Annotated in this window: 16 protein-coding genes and 1 tRNA gene; 10 read left to right on the forward strand and 7 right to left on the reverse strand. The window is 45.1% G+C overall.

Features of this window, described 5'->3' with window-relative positions; genetic code table 11:
* Positions 1-88: 88 nt before the first annotated feature.
* From A3CY_RS0110980 to A3CY_RS20870, 5 genes are all read left to right on the forward strand, one after another.
* A tRNA-Arg gene (locus tag A3CY_RS0110980) sits at positions 89-160 on the forward strand.
* A 235-nt stretch (positions 161-395) separates the two neighbouring features.
* Positions 396-1,370, forward strand: coding sequence for a polyprenyl synthetase family protein (locus A3CY_RS0110985; RefSeq protein ID WP_018337973.1), 975 nt, complete (start codon positions 396-398; stop codon positions 1,368-1,370).
* Positions 1,371-1,383: 13 nt separating this feature from the next.
* Entirely contained in the window at positions 1,384-1,830 is a 447-nt protein-coding gene (locus tag A3CY_RS0110990; protein ID WP_026207567.1) for a deoxycytidylate deaminase, read from the forward strand.
* Positions 1,831-1,841: 11 nt separating this feature from the next.
* Positions 1,842-3,437 (forward strand): S41 family peptidase, encoded by a 1,596-nt coding sequence (locus A3CY_RS20865; RefSeq protein ID WP_018337975.1) that lies wholly within the window; start codon positions 1,842-1,844, stop codon positions 3,435-3,437.
* A 5-nt stretch (positions 3,438-3,442) separates the two neighbouring features.
* Positions 3,443-4,330, forward strand: a complete 888-nt coding sequence (locus tag A3CY_RS20870) for a DNA/RNA non-specific endonuclease (RefSeq protein WP_169503622.1) — start codon at positions 3,443-3,445, stop codon at positions 4,328-4,330.
* Between the two features lie 11 nt (positions 4,331-4,341).
* Here A3CY_RS20870 and A3CY_RS0111005 read toward each other — a convergent pair whose 3' ends face one another.
* Positions 4,342-4,866: a TlpA family protein disulfide reductase gene (locus A3CY_RS0111005; RefSeq protein WP_026207568.1), complete on the reverse strand. Its 525-nt coding sequence runs from the start codon at positions 4,864-4,866 to the stop codon at positions 4,342-4,344.
* Between the two features lie 16 nt (positions 4,867-4,882).
* Positions 4,883-5,089, reverse strand: a complete 207-nt coding sequence (locus A3CY_RS22520; RefSeq protein ID WP_071595986.1) for a hypothetical protein — start codon at positions 5,087-5,089, stop codon at positions 4,883-4,885.
* A 140-nt stretch (positions 5,090-5,229) separates the two neighbouring features.
* Here A3CY_RS22520 and A3CY_RS0111010 point away from each other — a divergent pair, with 140 nt between their 5' ends.
* A complete protein-coding gene (locus tag A3CY_RS0111010) occupies positions 5,230-6,204 on the forward strand; it encodes a tRNA-dihydrouridine synthase family protein (protein ID WP_018337978.1) in 975 nt (324 codons plus the stop codon).
* A gap of 6 nt (positions 6,205-6,210) precedes the next feature.
* On the forward strand, positions 6,211-6,579 hold the full coding sequence (locus A3CY_RS0111015; RefSeq protein ID WP_018337979.1) for a YbaN family protein: 369 nt from the start codon (positions 6,211-6,213) through the stop codon (positions 6,577-6,579).
* Between the two features lie 18 nt (positions 6,580-6,597).
* Here A3CY_RS0111015 and A3CY_RS0111020 read toward each other — a convergent pair whose 3' ends face one another.
* From A3CY_RS0111020 to leuS, 5 genes are all read right to left on the reverse strand, one after another.
* On the reverse strand, positions 6,598-8,505 hold the full coding sequence (locus tag A3CY_RS0111020) for a discoidin/SUN/FTP domain-containing protein (RefSeq protein WP_018337980.1): 1,908 nt from the start codon (positions 8,503-8,505) through the stop codon (positions 6,598-6,600).
* A gap of 54 nt (positions 8,506-8,559) precedes the next feature.
* Positions 8,560-8,940, reverse strand: a complete 381-nt coding sequence (locus tag A3CY_RS0111025) for a hypothetical protein (RefSeq protein WP_018337981.1) — start codon at positions 8,938-8,940, stop codon at positions 8,560-8,562.
* Positions 8,941-8,951: 11 nt separating this feature from the next.
* Positions 8,952-10,577: a glycoside hydrolase family 108 protein gene (locus A3CY_RS22735; protein WP_018337982.1), complete on the reverse strand. Its 1,626-nt coding sequence runs from the start codon at positions 10,575-10,577 to the stop codon at positions 8,952-8,954.
* A 19-nt stretch (positions 10,578-10,596) separates the two neighbouring features.
* On the reverse strand, positions 10,597-12,378 hold the full coding sequence (locus tag A3CY_RS22955) for an O-antigen ligase family protein (RefSeq protein WP_155828274.1): 1,782 nt from the start codon (positions 12,376-12,378) through the stop codon (positions 10,597-10,599).
* Positions 12,379-12,538: 160 nt separating this feature from the next.
* Positions 12,539-15,310, reverse strand: a complete 2,772-nt coding sequence (gene leuS, locus A3CY_RS0111040; protein WP_018337984.1) for a leucine--tRNA ligase — start codon at positions 15,308-15,310, stop codon at positions 12,539-12,541.
* A 452-nt stretch (positions 15,311-15,762) separates the two neighbouring features.
* Here leuS and A3CY_RS22080 point away from each other — a divergent pair, with 452 nt between their 5' ends.
* From A3CY_RS22080 to A3CY_RS0111055, 3 genes are all read left to right on the forward strand, one after another.
* Complete coding sequence (locus A3CY_RS22080) at positions 15,763-16,770, forward strand: HmuY family protein (protein ID WP_018337986.1); 1,008 nt, start codon at positions 15,763-15,765, stop codon at positions 16,768-16,770.
* 75 nt (positions 16,771-16,845) lie between these two features.
* Positions 16,846-19,080 (forward strand): TonB-dependent receptor, encoded by a 2,235-nt coding sequence (locus A3CY_RS0111050; protein WP_018337987.1) that lies wholly within the window; start codon positions 16,846-16,848, stop codon positions 19,078-19,080.
* A 20-nt stretch (positions 19,081-19,100) separates the two neighbouring features.
* Positions 19,101-23,570, forward strand: a complete 4,470-nt coding sequence (locus tag A3CY_RS0111055; protein WP_018337988.1) for a cobaltochelatase subunit CobN — start codon at positions 19,101-19,103, stop codon at positions 23,568-23,570.
* Positions 23,571-23,572 lie beyond the last annotated feature (2 nt).

Here is a 23,572-nt window from a genome sequence, read left to right on the forward strand (position 1 = left end):
TGCTTGCCTCTGCGCCTGCTGAAATATATTTGGAATAGATTTGGAAGAAATGTTTTTTTCAATTAGTTTTGTGGTTCAAAATAGGTGCGCCCCTGTAGTTCAACGGATAGAACGGAAGTTTCCTAAACTTTAAATGGCAGTTCGATTCTGCCCGGGGGTACGTGGAGAGCCTTATTCTTTGGGGGATAAGGCTTTTTTGGTTATAGGCTTTTTCAGAAAAGATGATCTCTTGTTTTTCCCCTGTTGATTATTAAGATGGTATGGATACGATTCCTTCAGGATGTAAATTGATTGTTCGCCTATAGTGCTTGTTGGAAATAAAAATGGGCGAACCTCGTGAGTAAGAGAAATATTTTTTATACTTTAGCCGAACTAATTCGTAAAAAGTGAAAGACATGTATACACTAGATGAACTAAAAGAGATTATAAGAAAAGAGTTGGAGAAAAAAGAGTATATGCAAGAGCCATATTCATTGTTCGAGCCTATACTGTATATGCTTGAGGATGGCGGGAAACGGTTGCGACCGATGCTTACGCTGATGGCTTATAATCTTTACCGGGATGATGTCGAGAATGTGTTGAAGTCTGCTATCGGAATCGAGATCTTTCACAATTACACGCTTTTGCATGATGACGTGATGGATGATGCCGACTTGAGAAGAGGACGTCCGACGGTGCACAAGAAATGGAATAGCAACGTGGCGATCTTGAGTGGTGATGCAGCCGCGATCACGGCTTACAAGAGTATCGAACATTGCGAGGATAAATATCTGCGTCGGGCGATTGATTTCTTCAACCAGGTAGCGTTGGATGTGTGTAAAGGACAACAGTACGATATGGTATTCGAGACGAGGAATGACGTGACCGAGGAGGAATACATCCACATGATTTACTTGAAGACAGCCGTGTTGCTTGCCGGTAGTTTGCGTCACGGGGCATTGCTCGGCGGGGCTCCCGAACACGAGTACAACGCGTTGTATGATTTCGGGGGATCACTCGGGTTGGCTTTCCAATTGCAGGATGATTACCTCGACGTGTATGGAGAGGTTGCCGAATTCGGGAAAAATATAGGTGGGGATATCGTGTCAAACAAGAAAACCTATATGCTTATCAAGGCTTTGGAGTTAGCTGACCCGAAAACGAAAGAGGAACTGTGGGGATGGATCGAGAAGAAAGATTTCGATCACAAGGAGAAAGTGGAGGCTGTGACCCGTATATATGACCGTTTGGGAATAAAAGAAGTCGCTTTTGCGGCAATTGAGAAATATTTGGCAAAGAGCCGGGAGATTCTGGATAAGATAGAAGTTCCGGCGGAACGAAAAGTCGATCTCTACGAAATGCTGGATGAGATTGGGAATCGGAAGAAATAATAATGATGCGTTAATGGAGAAATCTAAACAACGGTTACTAGACGAGCGTTATTTGAGGATGGCCCGGATATGGGCAGAAAATTCGTACTGCGTGAGGCGTCAGGTGGGAGCCTTGATCGTGCGGGGCGATGCGATTATTTCAGACGGGTATAACGGGACTCCTTCCGGGTTCGAGAATATCTGTGAAGATGAGGATAATAAAACGAAACCTTACGTGTTGCACGCTGAGGCGAATGCCATCACGAAAGTGGCGAAATCGAATAACAGTAGTTTCGGGTCAACGTTGTACGTGACGGCTTCTCCTTGCATCGAGTGCTCCAAATTGATCATTCAAGCGGGCATCCGGCGAGTGGTGTACTCGGAACATTACAGGAGTACGGATGGGATCGAGTTGTTGCAAAAGGCAGGTATTGAAGTGGAGTATATTGAATTAGTGGATGATAAAGGGATAAAAGATTAAATTGAACGGTAATGAACAAGAGTAATTTAAGGGCATTATTGACACCGATCGTGTTGGCGCTTGCCATCGTGCTCGGGATGATGATAAACCGGTTTTTACCAGATCGAACGCGAATTCCCGTACCCGTGGGTGGTTACCCTCAAGTGGGTAATAAATTAGACGTGATACTGGGAATGGTTCAACATTCATATGTTGACACAGTAAATATGACGGAGTTGATAGAGAATTCGATACCTGTCATTCTGAACGATCTGGATCCTCACACGATATATATTCCGGCGAAAGATATGCAGCGGGCGAACGAGGGGATTGTTGGCAATTTCGGGGGTGTGGGAGTACAATTCTACAAGTATCTGGACACGGTGACCGTGGTAAAAGTAGTTCCCGGCGGACCTTCGGAGAAGGCGGGCGTGAAGGATGGCGACCGGATAATCCAGGTCGGCGATTCTGTTGTTGCGGGAGTGAACATGGACACGAATCGGATCATGGCAATGATGAGAGGCGAGCTTGGCTCGAAGGTCGATTTAACTATCGTGAGAAGGGGTGAACCGCAACCGATCAAGAAGACTATTACCCGTGGCAGTATCCCCGTGAAAAGCGTGGATGTCGCTTACATGATAAATGACACGACGGGATATTTGAAAACCAATACTTTCGGTATGCTTACTTATATCGAATTTATGAATGCGCTGGAAACTTTGAAGCAGGCGGGAATGAAGAAGATTATTATCGACTTGCGGGAGAATGAAGGCGGAGTATTGGAAACGGCAATCAAGATGATTAACGAGTTTTTGGATGCCGACAAATTGATCCTGTACACTCAGGGAAAAGCTCGTGCCCGCATGGATTTCACTTCTAACGGTCAAGGACGTTACAAGGACATTCGGGTCGATGTGCTGATTAGCGAGTTCAGTGCTTCGGCGAGTGAGATTTTCGCGGGAGCGATACAAGATAATGACCGGGGATTGATTATCGGTCGCCGTTCATTCGGGAAAGGGTTGGTTCAAGAACAACGTATGTTGTCTGACGGTTCTGCCGTACGGTTGACCGTGGCTCGTTATTACACGCCTTCCGGTCGTTCTATCCAGAAACCGTATGACCAAGGAAAAGAGAAATATTATAATGATATATACAATCGTATGTTGCATGGCGAATTTTCCCAAAAAGATAGTATCACGTTTGACGAGAACTTGAAGTACCAGACTGTTGGCGGGCGTACCGTGTATGGAGGCGGTGGAATCATGCCGGATATTTTCGTGCCGGCGGATACTACCGGGGCTACCCGTTACCTGGCTGCGGTAACGAGAACTCAATTCCTGTATGATTACACCTTTGATTTCATGGACAAGCACCGGAACGAGATGACGGACTTGAAAGATTACAAAGCCATTCAGCGGTATTTGAAGAAATTTGACCTGGTGAACGACATGGCAAATTATGCCGCTCGCCGTGGTTTGAAACGGAATGACAAGGAGATCAAGGAATCTTACCAGATATTGAGAACACGGATAGAGGCTTTCATCGGTCGCCATGTATTGGACGACATCGGTTTTTACCCGATAATCGGTCAAATTGATAACACTTTGCAGGAAGCGATAAAACAATGACCGGAATGAACAGGATACACGGGAGGCTGATCGGTCTCCTGTTTCTATTTTTTACACTGGGCAGTCTTGCTCAAAATCGCTATATTCCCTCTGGCGAAGGGATGTTGGTTGAGTATTCCTATTATTGTTTAGGGTTTAACAAAGAACACAAACAAGCGAATTGGGTGTATTACGAGTTGGGAGCCAAGAATCTCACGGGTAAAGCAAGCCGGAAAGATAACTTCCGGGTCGATCCGAAATTAAGCCAGTGGAGTGCCACGCTTGCCGATTACAAGGGGAGCGGGTATGACCGGGGGCATCTATGCCCTGCCGCCGATATGTCGTTCAACTCGAAAGCGATGAGCGAAACTTTCTATATGTCGAATATGTCACCGCAGGTGCCGATGTTTAACCGGGGGATTTGGAAGAAGCTGGAAGAACACGTGCGGGAACGGGCTAAACGGGAAGTATTGCACGTGGTGACCGGACCCATTTTTAAAAGCAATAAAGGAAAAATAGGGAAAGGGGAAGTGACCGTTCCCGGGTATTATTACAAGCTGTTTTATTCCCCCTCAAAACAACAGATGATCGCTTACGTGTTGCCTAACGAGGAAAGTAAACGTTCGTTGAATAGTTTTGCTGTACCCGTGTCGAAGGTGGAGAAAATGACAGGTATCGATTTTTTCCCGCAATTGCCGGATGATCTGGAAAAATTACTGGAAGCGGATACTCTCTCGCATTTGAAGCATATGCCGAAACAGCCGGGTAAATCCTATCCTCCGACCCGGAAGGAACAAATTATCGCCGTGGCGGGAGCTGTCATCTTGTTTTTACTCGTGTATTTTTTGATTAAGAAATTCGGGGGCAAGAAGAAAAAGAAAAAAGCCAAGAAACCCGTGAAGAAAAAGAAATAAGCCACGATGGCTTATTTCTTTTTCAATAAATTATCGATCACCTTGGTCAGTTCCTCGAACTCTTTCGGCTCGTACAAGCGGGTAAGGAAAACGATTTTTCCCTCTTTGTCAATGATAATATTGCGAGTTACGCCCGCACCTTGAGCGGCAAATGAATAAAAGGCTTTCCCTTCCGGATCGAGCAGAAGGGGATACGTGATCCCCGTTTCTTTGGCAAATTTCTCTACGACGTATTTTGGCTCTTTAAGGTCAATGCCATATAGCACGAAATCCGGGTTGTCTTTATGCTTCAACCAGATGTCCTTTTCGATAAAAGGCATCTCCTTCCGACAGACACCGCACCAGCTGGCAGTGAATTGCAGCATGATGACTTTCCCTTTCAAGTCTTTCAGTTGCTTTTTTGTGCCGTCGGGGAAGATTAATTCAATGTCGGGTGCTTTATCTCCCACTTTCACGAGATATCCCCTGTCGTCCTCGGGGGCTTGAACCCAAGAACAAGTCATGAATAATAGTAATATCAGAGTTAAATGTTTCATATTGGATTGAATTAAATTAATATCGTTTCAGGCTTTTCGGGCTGCCGCTCCACGAGCAACCCAGACAATAGAGGGTTGTCGTATCGAATCCCTCTAAAGAATCATTCTCGTTGACCGGAACAACCACGTAATCCGTGGTTACTTGCACGAGGCATTTATTACCTTGTGCGTCTTTCACGTGAAATCGGCGTATGCCGCATTGTGGACAGAGTAAAAATCGCATATTCTAAAATTTTAAGGCATAGTTACTGATTATTGTTGATAATTGTACGTGTGAGATAGGAAAAATGATCGGAATTATTCATTTCTTTTCGTATGCGGGGAGAAATACGGTATATTTGTTGTTTTAAAACATTTCCACCAATGAATATCGATATGGAAGAACAGAAGAAATACAAAATACATTTTGCACCCGTGCAAGGGCACACCGATTGGACGTACCGGAATCTGCACGAGAAACATTTTGGAGGTATTGACGCTTATTACACCCCGTTCATCCGTGTGGAGAAAGGGGATAGTTTTCGTTCTCGGGATATGAAAGACTGCGATCCCGAGTTGAATAGCGTGCAGCGGTTGATCCCGCAAATCTTGGGAGGTGATCCGATGGAATTGGACGTTTGCTTGGAGATGCTGGGGGAGAGAGGATATACCGGGGTGGACGTTAACATGGGGTGTCCTTTCCCGATGATTGCGAGGAGAGGAAAAGGAGCGGGTGTATTACCTTATCCCGAACGGGTGCGGGAATTGATGGACGTGGTAAAAGAATACCCGGAAATCCGTTGTTCCGTGAAGATGCGTTTGGGATGGGAGAACCCGGAAGAATGTCTGGCATTGCTTCCCGTGTTGAATGAAACGCCCTTGGCAGCGATCATCTTGCACGCCCGTGTCGGGACGCAGGAATACAAGGGGGAGGTCAACATGGATGCCTTCGAGATGTTTTATAACCAATGTAAGCATCCTTTGTTTTACAACGGGGATTTATTGACCGTGGAAGATATTCAACGGGTGACAACTCGTTTCCCTCGTTTGGAGGGAGTGATGGTCGGTCGGGGATTATTGGCAAACCCCGCGTTGGCGATGGAATACGTTCAAGATAAGAAATTGACCTCGGGAGAAAGGTTCCGGAAATTCAAATTGTTCCATGATGAGTTGCTTGCCGCTTACGCCGAGCGTTTGCAGGGAGAACATCAGCTCGTGATGAAGATGAAGACATTTTGGGTGTATTTTATGCCATTGACCGACCGGAAGATATTGAAGAAGATCCACAAGAGTAATAAATTGTCCCAGTATAACGAGGCGCTCGTGCGGGCTTTCGTGGCGGGGCAAGATGAGGAATAATCCCGGATGAAGAAAACGATATATATCATAATAGGTTGTATTTCCGTGGTGTTAGGGGTCATTGGTATTTTCATGCCCGGCTTGCCGACAACGCCGTTTTTATTATTGAGTTCGTGGCTTTTCTATAATAGTTCCAAGCGTTTGCACGATGCCCTGCATCGTTCGAAGTGGTTGGGACCTTACATCCGGCGTTTTCAAGAGAAGAAAGGAGTAGGCTGGAAAACGAAAGCGGTTTCAATCATTTGTATGTGGACGATGATCAGTATCTCGGCTTTCGCGGTGCTCGAGAATCTCCACGTTCGGATATTATTAATGGCATTAGGGGTAATTGGGACGTGTTGCGTGTTGTTTATCGTGCCGAATCAAAGGGAATGATAGTTTTTTGTACTTTAATTACCAAAAATGAATTTTTCCATTTTCAATAGTGAATGGTCTTTCCTCTGTTCCGGAAGTTGTGTTGCGTAGCCATAATAAACCGCCTTCTGGTACATTGGAGAATTCGAGAAAGTAATCGATAGCTCTTTGTGAACCTAAGGAGCGCCATCCATCTATATCATAATAGAATAATTCATATCTATTGCCGGGGTATATGCCATTTCCATCTCCTCTTGGAATACAGATGATTTTAGAAACTTTAACTGGTTTTCCAAAATCAATGATGAGTTCTTCCGTTGATATGGATGCATACGAGAGAGGATCATTGTCAAATGCTTTTTGAAATTGTGATTTACATGTACCATTTAGAATATGATCATGCTCATCTATAAACTTAATTTCTGCAATATCGAATGTCTTTTTTGGGTTCCCTTGAATTCGATAAAATTGGAATGATTTATTTTTTTTTGTGTTTTGTGTTATGTAATTTAAGTTTGTAAAATTTAGCGTAAGGATGGTATCTCTTGTTTCTTTTTTAAATTGAGGATTATTTGATGCTTCGATAATTATACCATTCAAATTTTTACAATACTTGAGTAATAATTCGTTTGATGGATATTTTCTTGTTAGAGTCAAATTTTGTGTTTTTTGGGGGTGCGGTGCTAAATATTTTATTTCTCCCCGGGAGTTTAGTATAAAGGGATAATTGAATGCATATTGAATATTTCCTTTATAATATAGAGGTAGATAAACAATATCTTTACCCATATCTTTAAATTCAATTTCGTCCTTTTCAAATTTAGCAATTTCTATTGGTTGCCATGATAAATTGTTGAATACACCTAAGTAACAGTAGTGTGGTTTTTGGGGAATCTGTTTTCTTACTTTTACTTTAATATTGCTGGTATTTAGATAAGTAGAGGTGACATCTTTGATGAAAGGATTTCGAAATATCTCAGGAATATATTCATTTTCTAAAAAATTGATATCGTTATTTCGTGAATACGTGAGCCTGTAAATTTTAGCTGCTTTGTAATTTACGAATAAAGTTTTGTTCCCGTTTTGAATGTTTGAAGTAATAATTGTACACCAGTAATGTTGACCGTTGCGATTGGGATGAAATGGTATGTAATCTAATGCTGCAGGAATACCTAATGTGCGAAATTGGAATAGGCGTGTGGCATAGGATTCGTAACAATTAGTTGTAAAATCGATTTTAAGAAACTGATTAATGAAACTTCGATTAAAAATCAAATCATGCTTTTGGTATTCAATGTATTGCGACATTTTTAAAATGTCGTGTTTGATATTATCAGCATGAGCAATAACATCATTCATCGTTTGGGAAGCATGAATAGAATCTCTCCAAGTGTCTATAAATTCATTTTCGAATCGATATGGTAATATGTATTCGAAAAAAATGTTCATGGGAATATCCGAGAGCCAAGGATATATTTGTAATAGTTTGAATGATGCATCAATATGTTTGATGAGAAAATCGGAAGAAATGTGTTTTATGTCTTCTTGTTTTTGAGATATGTTTTTAATATTTTCGGTGTGACTGGCTAGGATATCAAATATCTTTGTGTCAAGATAAGTGACTGTATCTTGGGTTTTCATTTTGATTATGCCGCTCGTATTTATAATTTTTTTTTCAAAACAGGTGTTTTGTACATGCTTGCTGACGAGCCGGAATGAATCTATTAAATCTCCACGCAAAGTGTAATGTCCGGGCATATTCTCGATTAAAAATTTTGCGGCTTCGAGTTTAAGAGAATCTTTCGATTGTGTATAATGGGCGAGTACTTTCTCCAGTTCCGGTCGATTATTGCCTGCCAACTCAAGAGCCGTTTTTAATTTTGAGTGATGATGTTGGCAAGAAAAGAGAACAATAGAAAATATAGTTGTAAAGTATGTAAGTTTCATGACGTAACAGATGGAATTCACCATGGCTTTACACTGCCATGGTGAATGAAAAGTTTATTTAACTTTTGTCAGTATTGCTTCATTTGGAATCCAGTTTTCACATGATGGTTGAGTTATAAGTTTGAAATGTATAGAATCTTTACCGATGAAAGTGATTTTGGCTGTTCCCGGTTCCCCTATTTCATAAGCACTTTTGATCTTGACAATCAATTCTCCATTTTTGATTGTTCCTTGAATAGATTCTTCTTCCCCACTGTCATCTATTCTATTGCCATACAGCATTATAGAGGAATGTCTTCCAGTCACAATAGAATCCTTTTGGGTTAGTGTTAGGGAAAATAATGAACTTTCAGTTTCCTCTATCCACTTCCCATTATAGTTTGGGTAGGATACGATGGCGAATAGGGTGATGATTGTGATAATTAGTGTTTTCATATTATTCGATATTAACAGTTAACATTATATTTATTTGAATCCGTTTTTTGTTTAAACGTATTTGTTCGGTTGAGCCATCCTTTTAAAAAGATTTTTTTTCCAGGATCGGATTTAACTAAATCTTGATAGTATTCTTTTCTTTTTTCTATAAAAGTGTTGTATAAAAGTTTATGGTCAATGCTATTTAGACAGGCGATTGTTTTAGGACCAATAGCACCATCTTCCACCAAAACGACCTTTGACTGTAATGTGTTTAAGGTTTTTTGTAATACTTTTGTTGCATTAACTCCTGCATTGATATAGAAATCGAAAAAAGCGTATCTCATATCAGGATCGTCAATTGTTTCCATTTTAGTTCTGTTCCAAAATGCCGCTTCATAAATGGAAATTGCTTGTTCGGATGTGAGTTTTTTCAGATTCTCTAAAGTTGGTTCCATGTCTAAAATTTTTTTTGCAAATCTTTGCCACGTGTCCCAAGAAATCCCTTTATTGGTCGCTTTGCCGGGATCTTTGGGATGATTAACAAATCCACCCTCGTGTTTCAGCACTTTTTCCATAACCCCCTCGAATAATAGGCCGTCACATGGATCCGGTATATTAGGATCCTTTGGTGTATCATCCTTATCTCCTCCTCCGGAAGTGGTGGGATCGTTCGGATCAAGTGGTATATCCGGATCGGGATAGTCGTAACAAGTACATTCTGGCGTTTTTTTGTGACAGAATGCGCATCTTACACATAGGCAATTTCGCTCTTTCGCTCCGCAATAAATGCATTTGGGACAAACGCATCCGTCACGGGTTCCGCAATAGGGACATACGACTACAATAACTTCTTCAAGATCATCTCCTGGAAGTGAACAATTAAAGGGACAGTCTGCATATGCATAGCCATGTTCACATTTTCTAATAGAAGAGTTTTCAATAGAACTGAAAGCTCTTGAAACATTTGTTTGCACTTCGTTAAATCGCATGTGTTCGTAATTAGAATTCTCTTGAGAACATAATGAGTCCCCTTGATTCGTTATGCGTGTGCAAAGTGTTCCGTTAAGTTTTCCGTTTGTGTACCCGAATGCTTTCACAAATTTCCCTTCTAGAGTAGAACAGAAAACCATCCCTGTGAAATTATTTCCACCCAAGTATTTAAAATTCTCGATTAGTGTGTGCGGATCCTTGTCTCGAGTTCCTTGTATCTCCGGAATGATAGTTGTGACAAACATATCAATTTCATTATCGGAACGTTTGGCGATAACTAATCTTCTTCCGGCGGGGACCTCGCAAGTGTACACGTGTTTTTGGTTATGGTAAATTTGTCTTGCAACGTGAACTGTTGACGTCGATCGTAAAGGTATTTCTATTAAAGTAACACCTTTATGTCCGGATATAATGGCTTTTCCCCAATCGGGACTCATTTCCGGGTGAACATTTAATGTGTTTCTACTTTGCGTCTTTTCCTTGAAAGATAGTGGTGCTAGATCTGTTGCATTCATTTCAAAGAACTCCTGAGCTTCCCCGATACTGAATGATATCGGATAATCATTGCTTTGGGTAGAATTGTTATCCAATCCGTAATCTCGGCAAGAATAATAAATCAGTAGCAATAAAGCAACTCCTAGCGGGATAATTTTTTTTCTTTTCATGATTTGTTACGTTAAAAAATTAATCATCACATAATTCTTCTTTGAAGTTTTGTTTGTTTCTGTCTATTTCATAACACCTCCTTTCTTTTGTTTTATTATAGCTGTTTTTTAAAAAAGATTTCATGATATAGCGGGCTTTTAAAACAGTTGTATTCGTGATTTTGGCTTTTGTTGCGAGTGCTTTTTTTGCGATTTTTTCAGCTTTGTCTTTTTCACCTGTTTCTTGGTACAGGGAGAATAAATAGAATTGTGGAAGGATATGTGCGGGAACCATTAGATGTGCTTGTTGAAAGGCGTTTTGAGCTTTATCAAATTTTTGAGAATATTGGTAACATAAACCGATGTTGTTTAAGACCATGGAATTGGGGCGTAATTTGTACGCTTGTTCTAAAACGGGGAGGGCTTCACTATATTTTTTGCAAGTGTAAAGTTCTTCTGCTAGCCATAAAACAAATTCGGGAGAGTTTATTAATTGAGGATAATATTTCATCCACGTTTTTTCTGTGGTTACTGTTTTTAATGTTTGTTCGGCTTTTGTCCTTAAAATAATTTGATTATAAAATAGGAATGAGATGATTAATAATATGATTGTTAAAATCTTCTTGGTAAATCTTGATATATAAATGGTATGTCGTTTTAATGTTGTTTCTTTGGCAATTATAGCGATTATCGTACAAAAAATGAGTGTGATAGATATATTTTCAAAGGGATATCCGAATACGCTAAAAATTGAAAATGAAATTAATAGTACTTGATAATGCCGAATATTATTATGTTCTTTGGGTGAAATTTTGAGACAATAAAATAGAAGTACGGAGAATAATGTTAAACCGATAATGCCTGTTTCGCATGCAATTTTGATATATTCATTGAAGGCTGTATAATTGTTTTCAGCGATGGGTATGAATATTGAATTAGAGTTTTGCTGGAACCACAAAGCTTGTTGTGGCATATACATAGCCTTAAATGAAGATATACCATGCCCAAACCATGGAGCTTGTCCGAAAATTGAAAATGAAACCAAATAAATTAAAATTCTACCATTAGCAGATGCAGGATGGATCAAGTACATTCCTCCTAACAAGAGTAGTGTAAGAAATGTTATTAAGGTACATGAGTAAATCATTCTTTTATTGAATTGTTGGTAATGGTATTTATTGCTTTTGCAGTATATCCATACCATTCCGTTAATTAAAGCAAACCAAGCAGCTCTGGAGTGAGCTAACGAAATTCCTGTTAACATGATACATAGCCCACCTATGAGACAAATTTTGTATATGTTTTTTGAAGTGTGGTATAGTAAAAGAGAGCAACTGATAATAGAAAGGGTTAAATAAATACCCCATAAACTAGGATTTATAAAACTTCCAGTTTGTTTGAAATATACATGGTAGGATGGTAGTATATCTATAAATTGTAAGATACCCCAAATGGCTTGAATTATTCCTGAAATAGATAGGGCTAAAACAAACGTGTTGTTGTAATGAGCATTGCGAGTCCAATAATATAGCATGAATAAACATACAAAGTAGAATATCGTAATTGAATCTACGGGATAAGATGAGGTTAATAAACGAATAATACTCCATGAAATAACGAGTCCCCATAATAAATCTATTTTATTCCATGTATAGGTTTCGTGTTTAAATAATATTCTTAGAGTGTGTGCAACGAGTATGCTAAAAATTAAAGTATAAGTAGTAAGCCCCGTAAAACAAATATTGTATTTGTCTGTTACTGGCAATAAAATGGCAAATAGCCAAATTGTTAGTTGGTCTGTATAATTTGTATATCGTTTCACTTGCTATATATCCCGAAATGCTATTGACGGGTGACAGCTAGTGGGTAAATAAAAGTTAAATACATCTTCACGACTCGTGATTGGAACGCTTAAATTGCATAAACCGGAGGTACTTGGAAAAGTACCTCCGGTTTATGCAATTTAAGCGTGCGATAGTTCTTTATCCGATCACCACGTTCACGATTTTCTTCGGAACGATAATCATCTTTTTGATACCTTTGTTATCCAGCCATTTCGTGAATTCGGGAGCGGCTTTCACGGCGGTTTCTATTTCCGCGTTCGTGGCAGTTGCCGGCAGGGCAAGTTTGAAACGTACTTTGCCGTTGAAGGAAACCGGGTACTCGAACTCGTCCTCCACGAGGAATTTCTCTTCCCATTGGGGGAACGATTCTTTCGTGATGCTCTGGGTATGTCCTAACAGGCTCCACAATTCTTCCGCCATGTGCGGGGCAAAAGGAGCAAGTGCGATCACGAGCGGTTCGAGGATAGCCCGTTTGTTGCATTTCAAGGCGGTCAACTCGTTCGTGCAGATCATGAACGCGGGTACGGACGTGTTGAACGAGAAGTTCTCGATGTCGTATTCCACTTTCTTGATCGTTTTATGCAGTACTTTCAACTCTTCCTTGGTCGGGGCTTCATCGCTTATGCGGAAATCCTCGCCGACTTGGAACAAGCGCCAGAATTTACGCAGGAATTTGAATACCCCGTCGATACCTTGGGTATCCCACGGTTTGCTAAATTCCAGCGGTCCGAGGAACATCTCGTACAAGCGCAGCGTGTCGGCCCCGTATTCTTCGACGATCGTGTCGGGGTTCACCACGTTGAACATGGATTTGGACATCTTCTCGATCGCCCAGCCACAGATGTATTTCCCGTTTTCCAGGATAAATTCGGCATCGGCAAATTCCGGGCGCCAAGCACGGAAAGCCTCCAGATCCAACACGTCGTTCTTGACAATGTTCACGTCCACGTGTAGTTCCGTGGTCTTGTATTGGTCTTTCAATCCCAGGGAAACAAAAGTATTCGTGCCTTGTATCCGGTACACGAAGTTTGAACGTCCCTGGATCATCCCCTGGTTGATCAGTTTCTTGAAAGGCTCTTCCTCGCTAGCCACGCCGATGTCATGAAGGAACATATTCCAAAAACGGGAATAGATCAAGTGACCGGTGGCGTGCTCGGAACCTCCCAGGTAGAGATCCACGTTCTGCCAATAGTTGCAAATATCCTTGTCCACCAACGCCTTGTCGTTGTGCGGGTCCATGTAACGCAAGAAGTACGCCGAGGAACCTGCAAAACCGGGCATCGTGTTCAATTCCAACGGGTAACCGTCCTCTGTCTTCCAGTTTTTAGCACGACCGAGAGGCGGTTCTCCCGTTTCGGTCGGCAAGTATTTGTCGATTTCCGGTAATTCCAACGGCAATTTTGACTCGTCGAGCATATAAGGCAGGTTATCCTTGTAGTACACCGGGAACGGTTCGCCCCAGTAACGCTGGCGGCTGAAAATGGCATCCCTCAGGCGGTAATTGATTTTGCTTTTCCCGATGCCTCTTTTTTCCACCTCTTGCGCGATATAGGCGATAGCCTCTTTTACTTCCATGCCGTTGATGATGCCGCTGTTAATTAGCTTGCCGACTTTCGCGTCATACGATCCTTCGGACATATCGTGTCCCTCCCCGTCGTCGATGACGGGAACGATCGGCAGGTTGAAATGTCGCGCGAAAGCGTAGTCGCGGCTGTCGTGTCCCGGTACTGCCATGATAGCCCCCGTTCCGTAACCGGACAGGACGTATTCACTGATCCATACCGGGATCGCTTCGTTCGTGAACGGGTTGATGGCGTATGATCCGGTAAACACTCCCGTTACTTTTTTCACTTCCGTCTGGCGTTCCCGTTCCGTGCGTTTGGACACGTAATCGAGGTATTCGGCAACGGCATCCGCTTGTTCCGCCATTGTCAACGGTTTCACGTAATCTGACTCGGGAGCCAGTACCATGAAAGAAACCCCGAAGATGGTATCCGGGCGGGTGGTGAAGATTTCCAGTTTCACGTCAGAGTCCTTCACGTCGAAAACGATGTCGGCTCCTTGCGAGCGACCGATCCAGTTGCGTTGCACGTCTTTCAGCGAGTCCGACCAGTTCAGTTGCTCCAGCCCGTCCAGCAATCTCTGGGCGTAAGCGGAAACCCGGAGCGACCATTGGCGCATTTTCTTTTGCACTACGGGATAGCCTCCCCGTTCGGACAGCCCGTCTTTCACCTCGTCATTGGCGAGTACAGTTCCCAGTTCCGGGCACCAGTTCACCATCGTGTCCGCCAAGTAAGCGATTCGGTAATTTAGTAATATCTCTTGTTGTTCCTTTTCAGATTTGGATTTCCACTCCTCTGCCGTGAAATGCAGTTCTTCGCCGCAAGCCACGTTCAGCCCTTCCGTGCCGGTCGTTTCAAATGCTTTTACCAGCTCGCCGATCGGCATCGCTTTTTGTTCGTCATTGCAGAAGAAGCTATTGAACATCTGAATGAAAGTCCATTGCGTCCACTTGTAATATCCCGGGTCGCAGGTACGGATTTCTCTGTCCCAATCGTACGAGAACCCGATCTTATCCATTTGCTCCCGGTAACGGTTGATGTTCCGCTCCGTCGTGATTGCGGGGTGTTGCCCCGTCTGTATGGCGTATTGTTCAGCCGGCAGGCCGTAGGCGTCGTATCCCATGGGATGCAACACGTTGAAACCTTTCAAATGCTTGTAGCGGGAATATATATCGGAAGCGATGTAGCCTAGCGGGTGTCCCACGTGTAGCCCTGCCCCGGAGGGATAAGGGAACATATCCAGCACGTAGTATTTGGGTTTGGAAGGATCCATTTCAACCCGGTAAGTTTTGTTCTCTTGCCAGTAGCTTTGCCACTTTTTCTCGACTTCCTTGAAATTGTATTCCATGTTATTCCTTATTTTAGTTCTCGTAATGAACGGCAAAGATATAAAAAAATTGCGCTATTTTATCATTCAAATAGATAGGCGAATTTTTCAGAGAGTATCATATCGTGATTAGGTGAAGTCTATAATCAATTACGGAATATTCCCGTTTTAATTCCGGTATATTAGTGTAAAATGAGCTATTGATATTTTGTAGATTCGCTGTAGCAACGCTGTATATGTACAGCGTTGCTACAGCGAATCTACAGGGAATCTACAGCGTTTCTCACGGAATTGAACCGGAAGTAAACCTTGATTGAAATGGTATTCTTGCTTGTTCTCGGTAGTACTTGGACGATACCCGATATAGATGACAGGAAGTACGTTTTTTCATCATTTTTAGGGATTGTATGGGGGTGATCGCCGTTCTAATTTTGTGGCGTTAAATAGTCTGTTAAACTAAAATTTTAAATATAATGAAAAAGATGAATCAGTTTATTGCGTGGGGGCTGATGGTTTGTGCGGTTTGTTTTACGGCTTGTTCTGATGATGACAATGGTGATTCCTGGGACGGAAATTCTGTTGTGGTGAATGCAGCTGCTTATGAGTCATGGACTTATTTTGATTTTGAAACGGGTATGTCGAAGACATTGAACGTGAAATCACAGGAAGGTGGAGTTGCCGGGATGTATGAGGGAGATTTGGTGATTCCCAGAGTGGGAACGACGGAGAACGTGAAAGTAATTATTTCAACGGTTTCTAAAGATACGGTGTTAATTTCCATGGATACGATAGAACTTGCTATGAGTGGTTCGTCCGCATCGAAATTTGTTTTTTCTGCGAAAGCGAAAGTGGAAGAAGGAAGTGCCCAGTGGGTGTTGACAGGAGCGCCGACAGAGATCGAAAGTGGGGGCGTTATATTGGAAAATGTGTCTTTTAGTGGGACGATAGGAAAAGAAGAAGGTACGCAAGCGGTGCTTACGGTTAGTTTTCAACCGAAAGGAATGCCTTTTGCCCTCTCCGGGACTTATACGGCAACGGTTGGGGACAATAAGACCTACGTGTTGGATGGTGATGAGATTTCTTTTGACTGGGATATTGCGTTCCACAAATATGATATTAAGACCAATGGCGGGGCTGCCGTGAAGTTGAACACGACGGATCTGGTTTCCGTGACTGCGGCTTCAATTACCGGGATGGATTTTACGGTTGACACGGACGACCATCAAGTAATGGTGGATATGTCGAAGATGCAACAGGGGTTCGTGGGATATCAATCCACGAAGTTGAACGAGGTGTTGTGTGGCTGGGTGACAGCTACACCCACGGGTTCAATGCCCCCGTATACTTACGAATTGAATCGTAATGTGTTCGTGGTGAAGACGGCTGATGGGGAATATGCCAAGATCAGATTCACGGATTATTCTAACGATGACGATAAGACGGTTTATGCGGCTTTTGATTACGAATTTCCTCTAAAATAATTTTTGTTCATGATTCATTAACCGTAAGGGAGAAGTTGATCTTCCCTTACGGTTTTTGCCGTAAAGTGGAAATAGATGAAAAACGGATTATTATTATTGTTTTTGATGTTTTGGTCGTTGCCGTGTTTGTTCGCGGACGAGAATGCAAATGAGGCTCCTTCCGTTGAAGTGAAGGGAGTCGTGACGGACGAGAAAGGCGAACCATTGGCGGGAGCCTCCGTGTGGGTGAAGGGGACTGTCGTGGGGGCGGGAACGAATGCAAAGGGGGAGTTTTCATTAAAATTATCCTCGAAGAAGAAATGTGTATTGCGGGTTAGTTTCATGGGGTACACCCCGCGGGAACAGGAGGTGACGCCGGGAGTGGACAGTTTGTTCCGCTTCACGTTGAAGCCGACGGATAATTCTTTGAATGAGGTGGTAATCACGGGAACCCGCACGATGAAGCCGTTGAAGGATGTGCCCGTGCTTACTCGTGTGATCTCGCGAGAGGATATCGCGCAGATCAATCCATTGGATTTTCAGAGTTTATTGGAATACGAGATGCCGGGATTGCAATTCGGGTTGGCGCACGGTTCGGGTTTGCCGGAATTGAAATTTCAAGGATCTGCGGGGGGGTACGTGTTGTTCTTGATGGACGGGGAACGTATCGCCGGGGAAGGTTCCAGTAATAATATCGATTATACTTTAATCGATATGGATAATGTGGAGCGGATTGAGGTGGTGAAAGGTCCGATGTCTACTTTGTACGGTTCGCAGGCGATGGGCGGGGTGGTGAATATTATCACGAAGGATGCCAATCGTCCTTTCACGGGGAATGTATCCGCCCGTTACGGCACGAACGACGAGAGCAAGTATTCTTTATCCCTGGGGACAAAGCAGGGGAGGTTCTCGTCATTGACGTCGTTTTCTTATCGTACACGGGATGCCTACGCGCTGAAGGATAAAGAGGGACAAGTGGCGTACACGCATTACGTGGATTCGCATGGGCAGGATTCCGTGGTTACGGATACTTCGTCAACGGGAATAACGAGCGTGAAGGGATTCGAGATCTGGCAGGTGAACCAGAAGTTGAGTTTCACGTTTAACGAGCAATTCCGGGTGTCGCTGAATGGTACTTATTATAATAATCACGTGCTTGAGTATAAGCAAGGTAAGGTGCAGGACGTGTTCTCTACCTATACTATTAACCCGCGGGTGTATTACGCTATCAGTGACGATCATATCTTGGATTTCTCGTACGTGACGGAGAATTACGAGAAGAAAGAAGATAATTCTAAAAGAGTGAAGAAGGTGTTCGGTGATTTGACGAATACCGTGCGGTTGAATTACACGGGGTATTTACACGAGAAACACACGTTGACCGCCGGTATCGAGGTGAACACGCAAAATTTGCAACATTACTGGTTTGATAATGGGTCGGGCAAGAAGTTCGATGCCCAGATGTACGTGATGTATTTGCAGGAAGATTTCAGGGTGAGCGATAAGTTCAGTATCCTGGCGGGAGTGCGTGGGGATTACCATTCAAAATATGATTTCCATGCCAGCCCGAAGATTTCCCTGATGTATAAGTTCGGGGTGTTGACAGCCCGGGGTGGTTACGGGATGGGATTCCGTATACCCTCGTTGAAAGAGTTGTATAGCGAGTATGATATGGGGGGTAACGGTTGGTTTATGATTCTTGGTAACGAGGATTTGGAACCGGAAATCAGCCACCAGGGTACGTTATCCCTGGAGGTGACAAAGGGGATTTTTAACGGTTCCGTGTCGGGGTATTATACCCGGTATTTTGACGAAATCGCCTTGGGGACGGCTCCTGACGGGGAAAATCAACAGTATTATAATGCGGACGATGCGACACGGACGGGTGTGGACGTGATGGCGCAATTCCGTTTTAAGAACGGGTTGATGTTGAAAGGAGCTTACGCGTATATTGATGCGCATTCCGAGGTGGATGGTTATAACACGGCGAGCGACCGCCCGCATAGCGTGACGTTCACGGCGAATTACTCCAAGACGTTCGGGAAGGTCACTTTGTCGGCGGCGGTGAACGGGCGGTGGATGTCGTCGGTGGAAACGTGGTACAAGAATAGCGCGGGAGGTTACGTGCGGAATAAGTATGACGGCCGGACGTTCTGCACGTTGAATCTCGGGGCTCGTTTCCCGAGGGGAATACGTTTTACCGCGGGTGTTGACAACTTGTTTGATTTCAGGGATAAGAACGTGACGGCAGATCAGTCGGTGATCCCGCAACGGGGAATCGGAGTGATCGGGACGTTGTCCGTGAATTTGGCGGATTTATTTAAATTATAATCGATAAAAAAAGAAGACTGATGAAAAAGAAATGGCTTGCGTTAGGTTGTCTTTTGATCGTGATCTTGTTGGGTGTGTGGGGGTATAATACATGGTTCGGAACCACCAGGATCGCGTTCGTGAATTTCCAAACGATGACGATGGGAGGCATCGCGAAGGCGAATGACAACTCGTTTATTAAATTGCAGGAAGTTCCTGTGGAGGAATTGGGACGGTTGTCCGGTTTCGATATGGTGTTCGTGAACGGGATGGGGTTGCGCGTCGTGGAGGAGCAGCGGCAGCAGATACAAAGGGCAGCGGACAAGGGTGTTCCGGTGTACACGTCGATGGCAACGAACCCGGCGAATAATATATGCACGATCGATTCGGTCGATCAAGTGGCTATACGGGCTTACTTGGGTAGCGGGGGAAGACGGAATTACCGGAATATGTTGAATTATATCCGGAAGAATATCGACAGGAAGAAGATGTCGGTTGACGAACCGGAGGCACCGATCGAGAGAGCTTCGGATATCCTGTATCATGCTGATGTGGATAAGCCCGGGGATGAACTGGATTTCGTGTCTGTCGGGGAGTACGAGGGATATTTGAAAAGCAGGAAGTTGTACAAGCAGGGTGCGAAGAAGATCGTGGTGACGGGGCAGATGGCTGATGCCACGGGATTGATCGATACGTTGGAACGGGTGGGGTATAATGTTTACCCGATCCTGTCGCTCCGGCGTTTGCTTGATTTCGTGCGGGAGATCAGTCCGGATGCTATTATCAATATGGCGCACGGTCGGCTGGGCGATGGTATGGTGGACTATTTGAAGGAACGTGATATTTTGCTGTTTTCGCCACTGACTGTGAATGGTTTGGTGGAGGAATGGGAACGTGACCCGATGGGGATGTCCGGTGGTTTTATGTCCCAGAGTATCGTGACCCCGGAGATAGACGGGGCTATCCGCACGTCGGCTCTTTTTGCACAATATCAGGATGAGGAAGGGTTGCGGCATTCCTTCGCGGTGCCTTCCCGTCTGAAGACATACGTGGAGAATATACAAAGGACGCTCGCGCTGAAGGAGAAGCCGAATAGCGAGAAACGGGTGGTGATTTATTACTACAAGGGTCCGGGACAGAGCGCCATGAGCGCGGCGGGGATGGAAGTTGTGCCCTCGTTGTATAATCTGTTGAAGAAGATGAAGGAGGAGGGCTACCGGGTGGATGGCCTTCCGGCGAGTTCCAAGGAGTTGGAGAAGATCATTATGGCGGAAGGAGCCGTGTACGGGACTTACGCGGACGGCGCGGTAGATCGCTTTTTGAAGGAGAGCCACCCTTTGTTGGTGTCCAAGGAAGAGTACGAGAGTTGGGTGAAGCAGGGGTTGCGCCCGGAGAAGTATGCCGAGGTGGTTGCCGCTTTCGGGGAGTTCCCGGGGGAGTACATGAGCACTGCCGACGGTAAACTGGGAATATCCCGGATTCAATTCGGCAACGTGGTGATTATGCCGCAACCCGCGGCGGGCGGTGGTGACAATGCTTTTCAGATCGTGCACGGGACGGACGAGGCGCCTCCGCATGTTTATGTTGCCGCTTACTTGTGGATGCAGTACGGTTTCAAGGCGGATGCCATGATTCATTTCGGCACGCACGGGAGTTTGGAGTTTACGCCCAAGAAGCAGGCGGCGTTGTGCGATTTGGATTGGGCGGATCGACTGGTGGGCAGCGTACCTCACTTCTACATCTATTCCATTGGCGACGTGGGCGAGGGCATGATAGCCAAACGCCGGGGATACGGGGTGTTGCAGTCCTATTTGACTCCGCCGTTTATGGAGAGTAACGTGCGGGGTATTTACCGGAATCTGACGGAAAAGATAAAGATATATAACCAGAAGTTGTACCCGGAGAAGGGGGATGCCAACCCGAAGGAGGTGGAGAAGGCTTCGCTGGCGGTGAAGGAGTTGGCGGTTTCGCTGGGAATGCACCGGGAGTTGGGGTTGGATAGCGTGTTGACGGAGCCTTACACGGAAGAGGAACTTTTGAAGATAGAGAATTTTGCCGACGAGTTGGCGGCAGAGAAGATCACCGGGCAGTTGTACACGATGGGAGTCCCTTACGAGGCAGCCCGGATTGAGTCGTCCGTCTACTCGATGGCGACAGACCCGATTGCTTACGGGTTGTACGGGTTGGATCGGTTGCGGGGAAAGGCGGATGCCGGAGTGTTGAAGCGGAAGACTATTTTTACCGATCGTTATTTAGACCCGGCGAAGAGGCTGGTGGAAAGATTGTTGAACGGCAGGGAGAAGGCGGATGATGATTTTATTTGCCGTGTGGCGGGAATCACGAGAGAAGAATTGGCTCAAGCCCGTGAGATAGACGCAGACCGGAATGCCCCGAAGGGGATGATGGCTATGATGATGGCTGCTGCCACGAAACAACCGGCGGTGAGGACGGAGCAGAAGGAAGAGGGGATGTCGGGTATGATGAAAAATATGATGAAGCAGATGGGGAAGGGCAAGACGCCCGAGGAAGCGTTGGCTATGGCGGAGAAGATGGGAATGCCCAAGGAAGCGATCGAGAAGGTGAAGGCTTCAATGGCGAAATCGAAAGAGGGGGAGCAGGATATGGGAGCCGCGATGAAGGGGAAGATGGGCGAGATGGCGAAAGGCAAGTCGCCCGAGGAGATGATGAAGATGGCGGAAAAGATGGGAATGCCTAAGGAAGCGATCGAGAAGGTAAAAGCCTCGATGACGAAGTCGGGAGAGGAGAAGACGGATATGGGTGCGATGATGAAAGCGATGATGGGGAAGAAGTCGAAGGAGTACTCGAAAGAAGTGGTGAATAAGGCTTTGGCGATCATGGAAGTGGAACGGACATTGAAAAACGTGACGAATTATAAGCGGGCATTACAGGAGAGTCCTGCCGCTGAGTTGCAGTCGTTGATCCATTCGCTGAATGGCGGATACACGGCTCCTTCGCCGGGAGGTGATCCTATCGTGAACCCGAATACGTTGCCGACGGGACGTAATCTTTTTGCCATTAACGCGGAGGAAACTCCGACGGAATCTGCCTGGGAGAAGGGAATGCAGTTGGCAAAGAGCACGATCGAGATGTACCGGAAGCGGCATGACGGGGAGTACCCGAAGAAGGTGAGTTACACGCTTTGGTCTGGTGAGTTTATCGAAACGGGAGGAGCCACGATTGCCCAAGTGCTGTATATGCTCGGGGTGGAGCCCGTGCGGGATGCTTTCGGGCGGGTGAGCGATTTGAAATTGATTCCTTCCGAGGAATTGGGACGCCCCCGTATCGATGCTATCGTGCAGACTTCCGGTCAGTTGCGTGATATTGCCGCTTCCCGCCTTTTCCTTGTGAACCGGGCGGTGGAGATGGCTGCTGCTGCTAAAGACGACAAGTACGAGAATCAGGTGGCAGCCGGTGTGCTGGAAGCGGAAAAGACATTGATTGATAAGGGAATTTCGCCGAAGGATGCCCGGGAGATTTCGACATTCCGGGTGTTCGGGGGTGCGAATGGCGGTTACGGGACGGGTATCACGGGGATGGTGGATGCCGGCGACCGCTGGGAGGACGAGTCGGAGATTGCCGCGACTTACCTGAATAACATGGGCGCGTATTACGGTAGCGAGAAGAATTGGGAGAAGTTCCAGCAGTTTGCTTTCGAGGCGGCGCTGACCCATACGGACGTGGTGGTTCAGCCCCGGCAGAGCAACACGTGGGGGGCGTTGAGCCTGGATCACGTGTTCGAGTTTATGGGCGGATTGAACCTGACGGTGCGGAACGTGACGGGGAAAGACCCGGATGCTTATCTCAGTGACTATCGCAACCGGAATAATAATAGGATGCAGGAGGTGAAGGAGGCTATTGGCGTGGAGTCGAGAACCACGATTTTCAATCCCTCTTATATTAAAGAGAAGATGAAGGGGGAGGCTACTTCTGCTGCCGGGTTTGCCGAGATCGTGCGTAATACTTACGGGTGGAACGTGATGAAACCTTCGGTGATCGACAACGAGATGTGGGATGAGATTTATAACGTGTACGTGAAGGATAAATTTAACCTTGGGGTACAGGATTTCTTTGAAAAACAGAGTCCCGCTGCCTTGCAGGAGATGACGGCGGTGATGATGGAAACTGCACGAAAGGGGATGTGGAAGGCGACCGACCAGCAATTAGCTGATTTGTCGAAGTTGCACACCGACTTGATTAAAAAATATAAACCGGCGTGTTCCGGGTTCGTTTGTGACAATGCCAAGTTGCGTGATTTTATCGCTTCCAAGGCAACTCCCGAAACGGCGAAAGAGTACCGGAATAGTATTCAGGAGGTGCGGGAAGTGGCAGCGGATCAGTCCCAAGGGGTGGTGATGAAGAAGGATGAGATTGCCTCGGAAACGCGGAAGCGCACGAACGAGGTGAGCACGCCGTGGATCGCGGCAGGGATGATTGTGGTGCTGGCGGGTTTGGCTGTCTTGATGCGGAAAAGACGTAAAAACAGGATGTAATC

Source organism: Butyricimonas synergistica DSM 23225 (assembly GCF_000379665.1).
GTDB lineage: Bacteria > Bacteroidota > Bacteroidia > Bacteroidales > Marinifilaceae > Butyricimonas > Butyricimonas synergistica.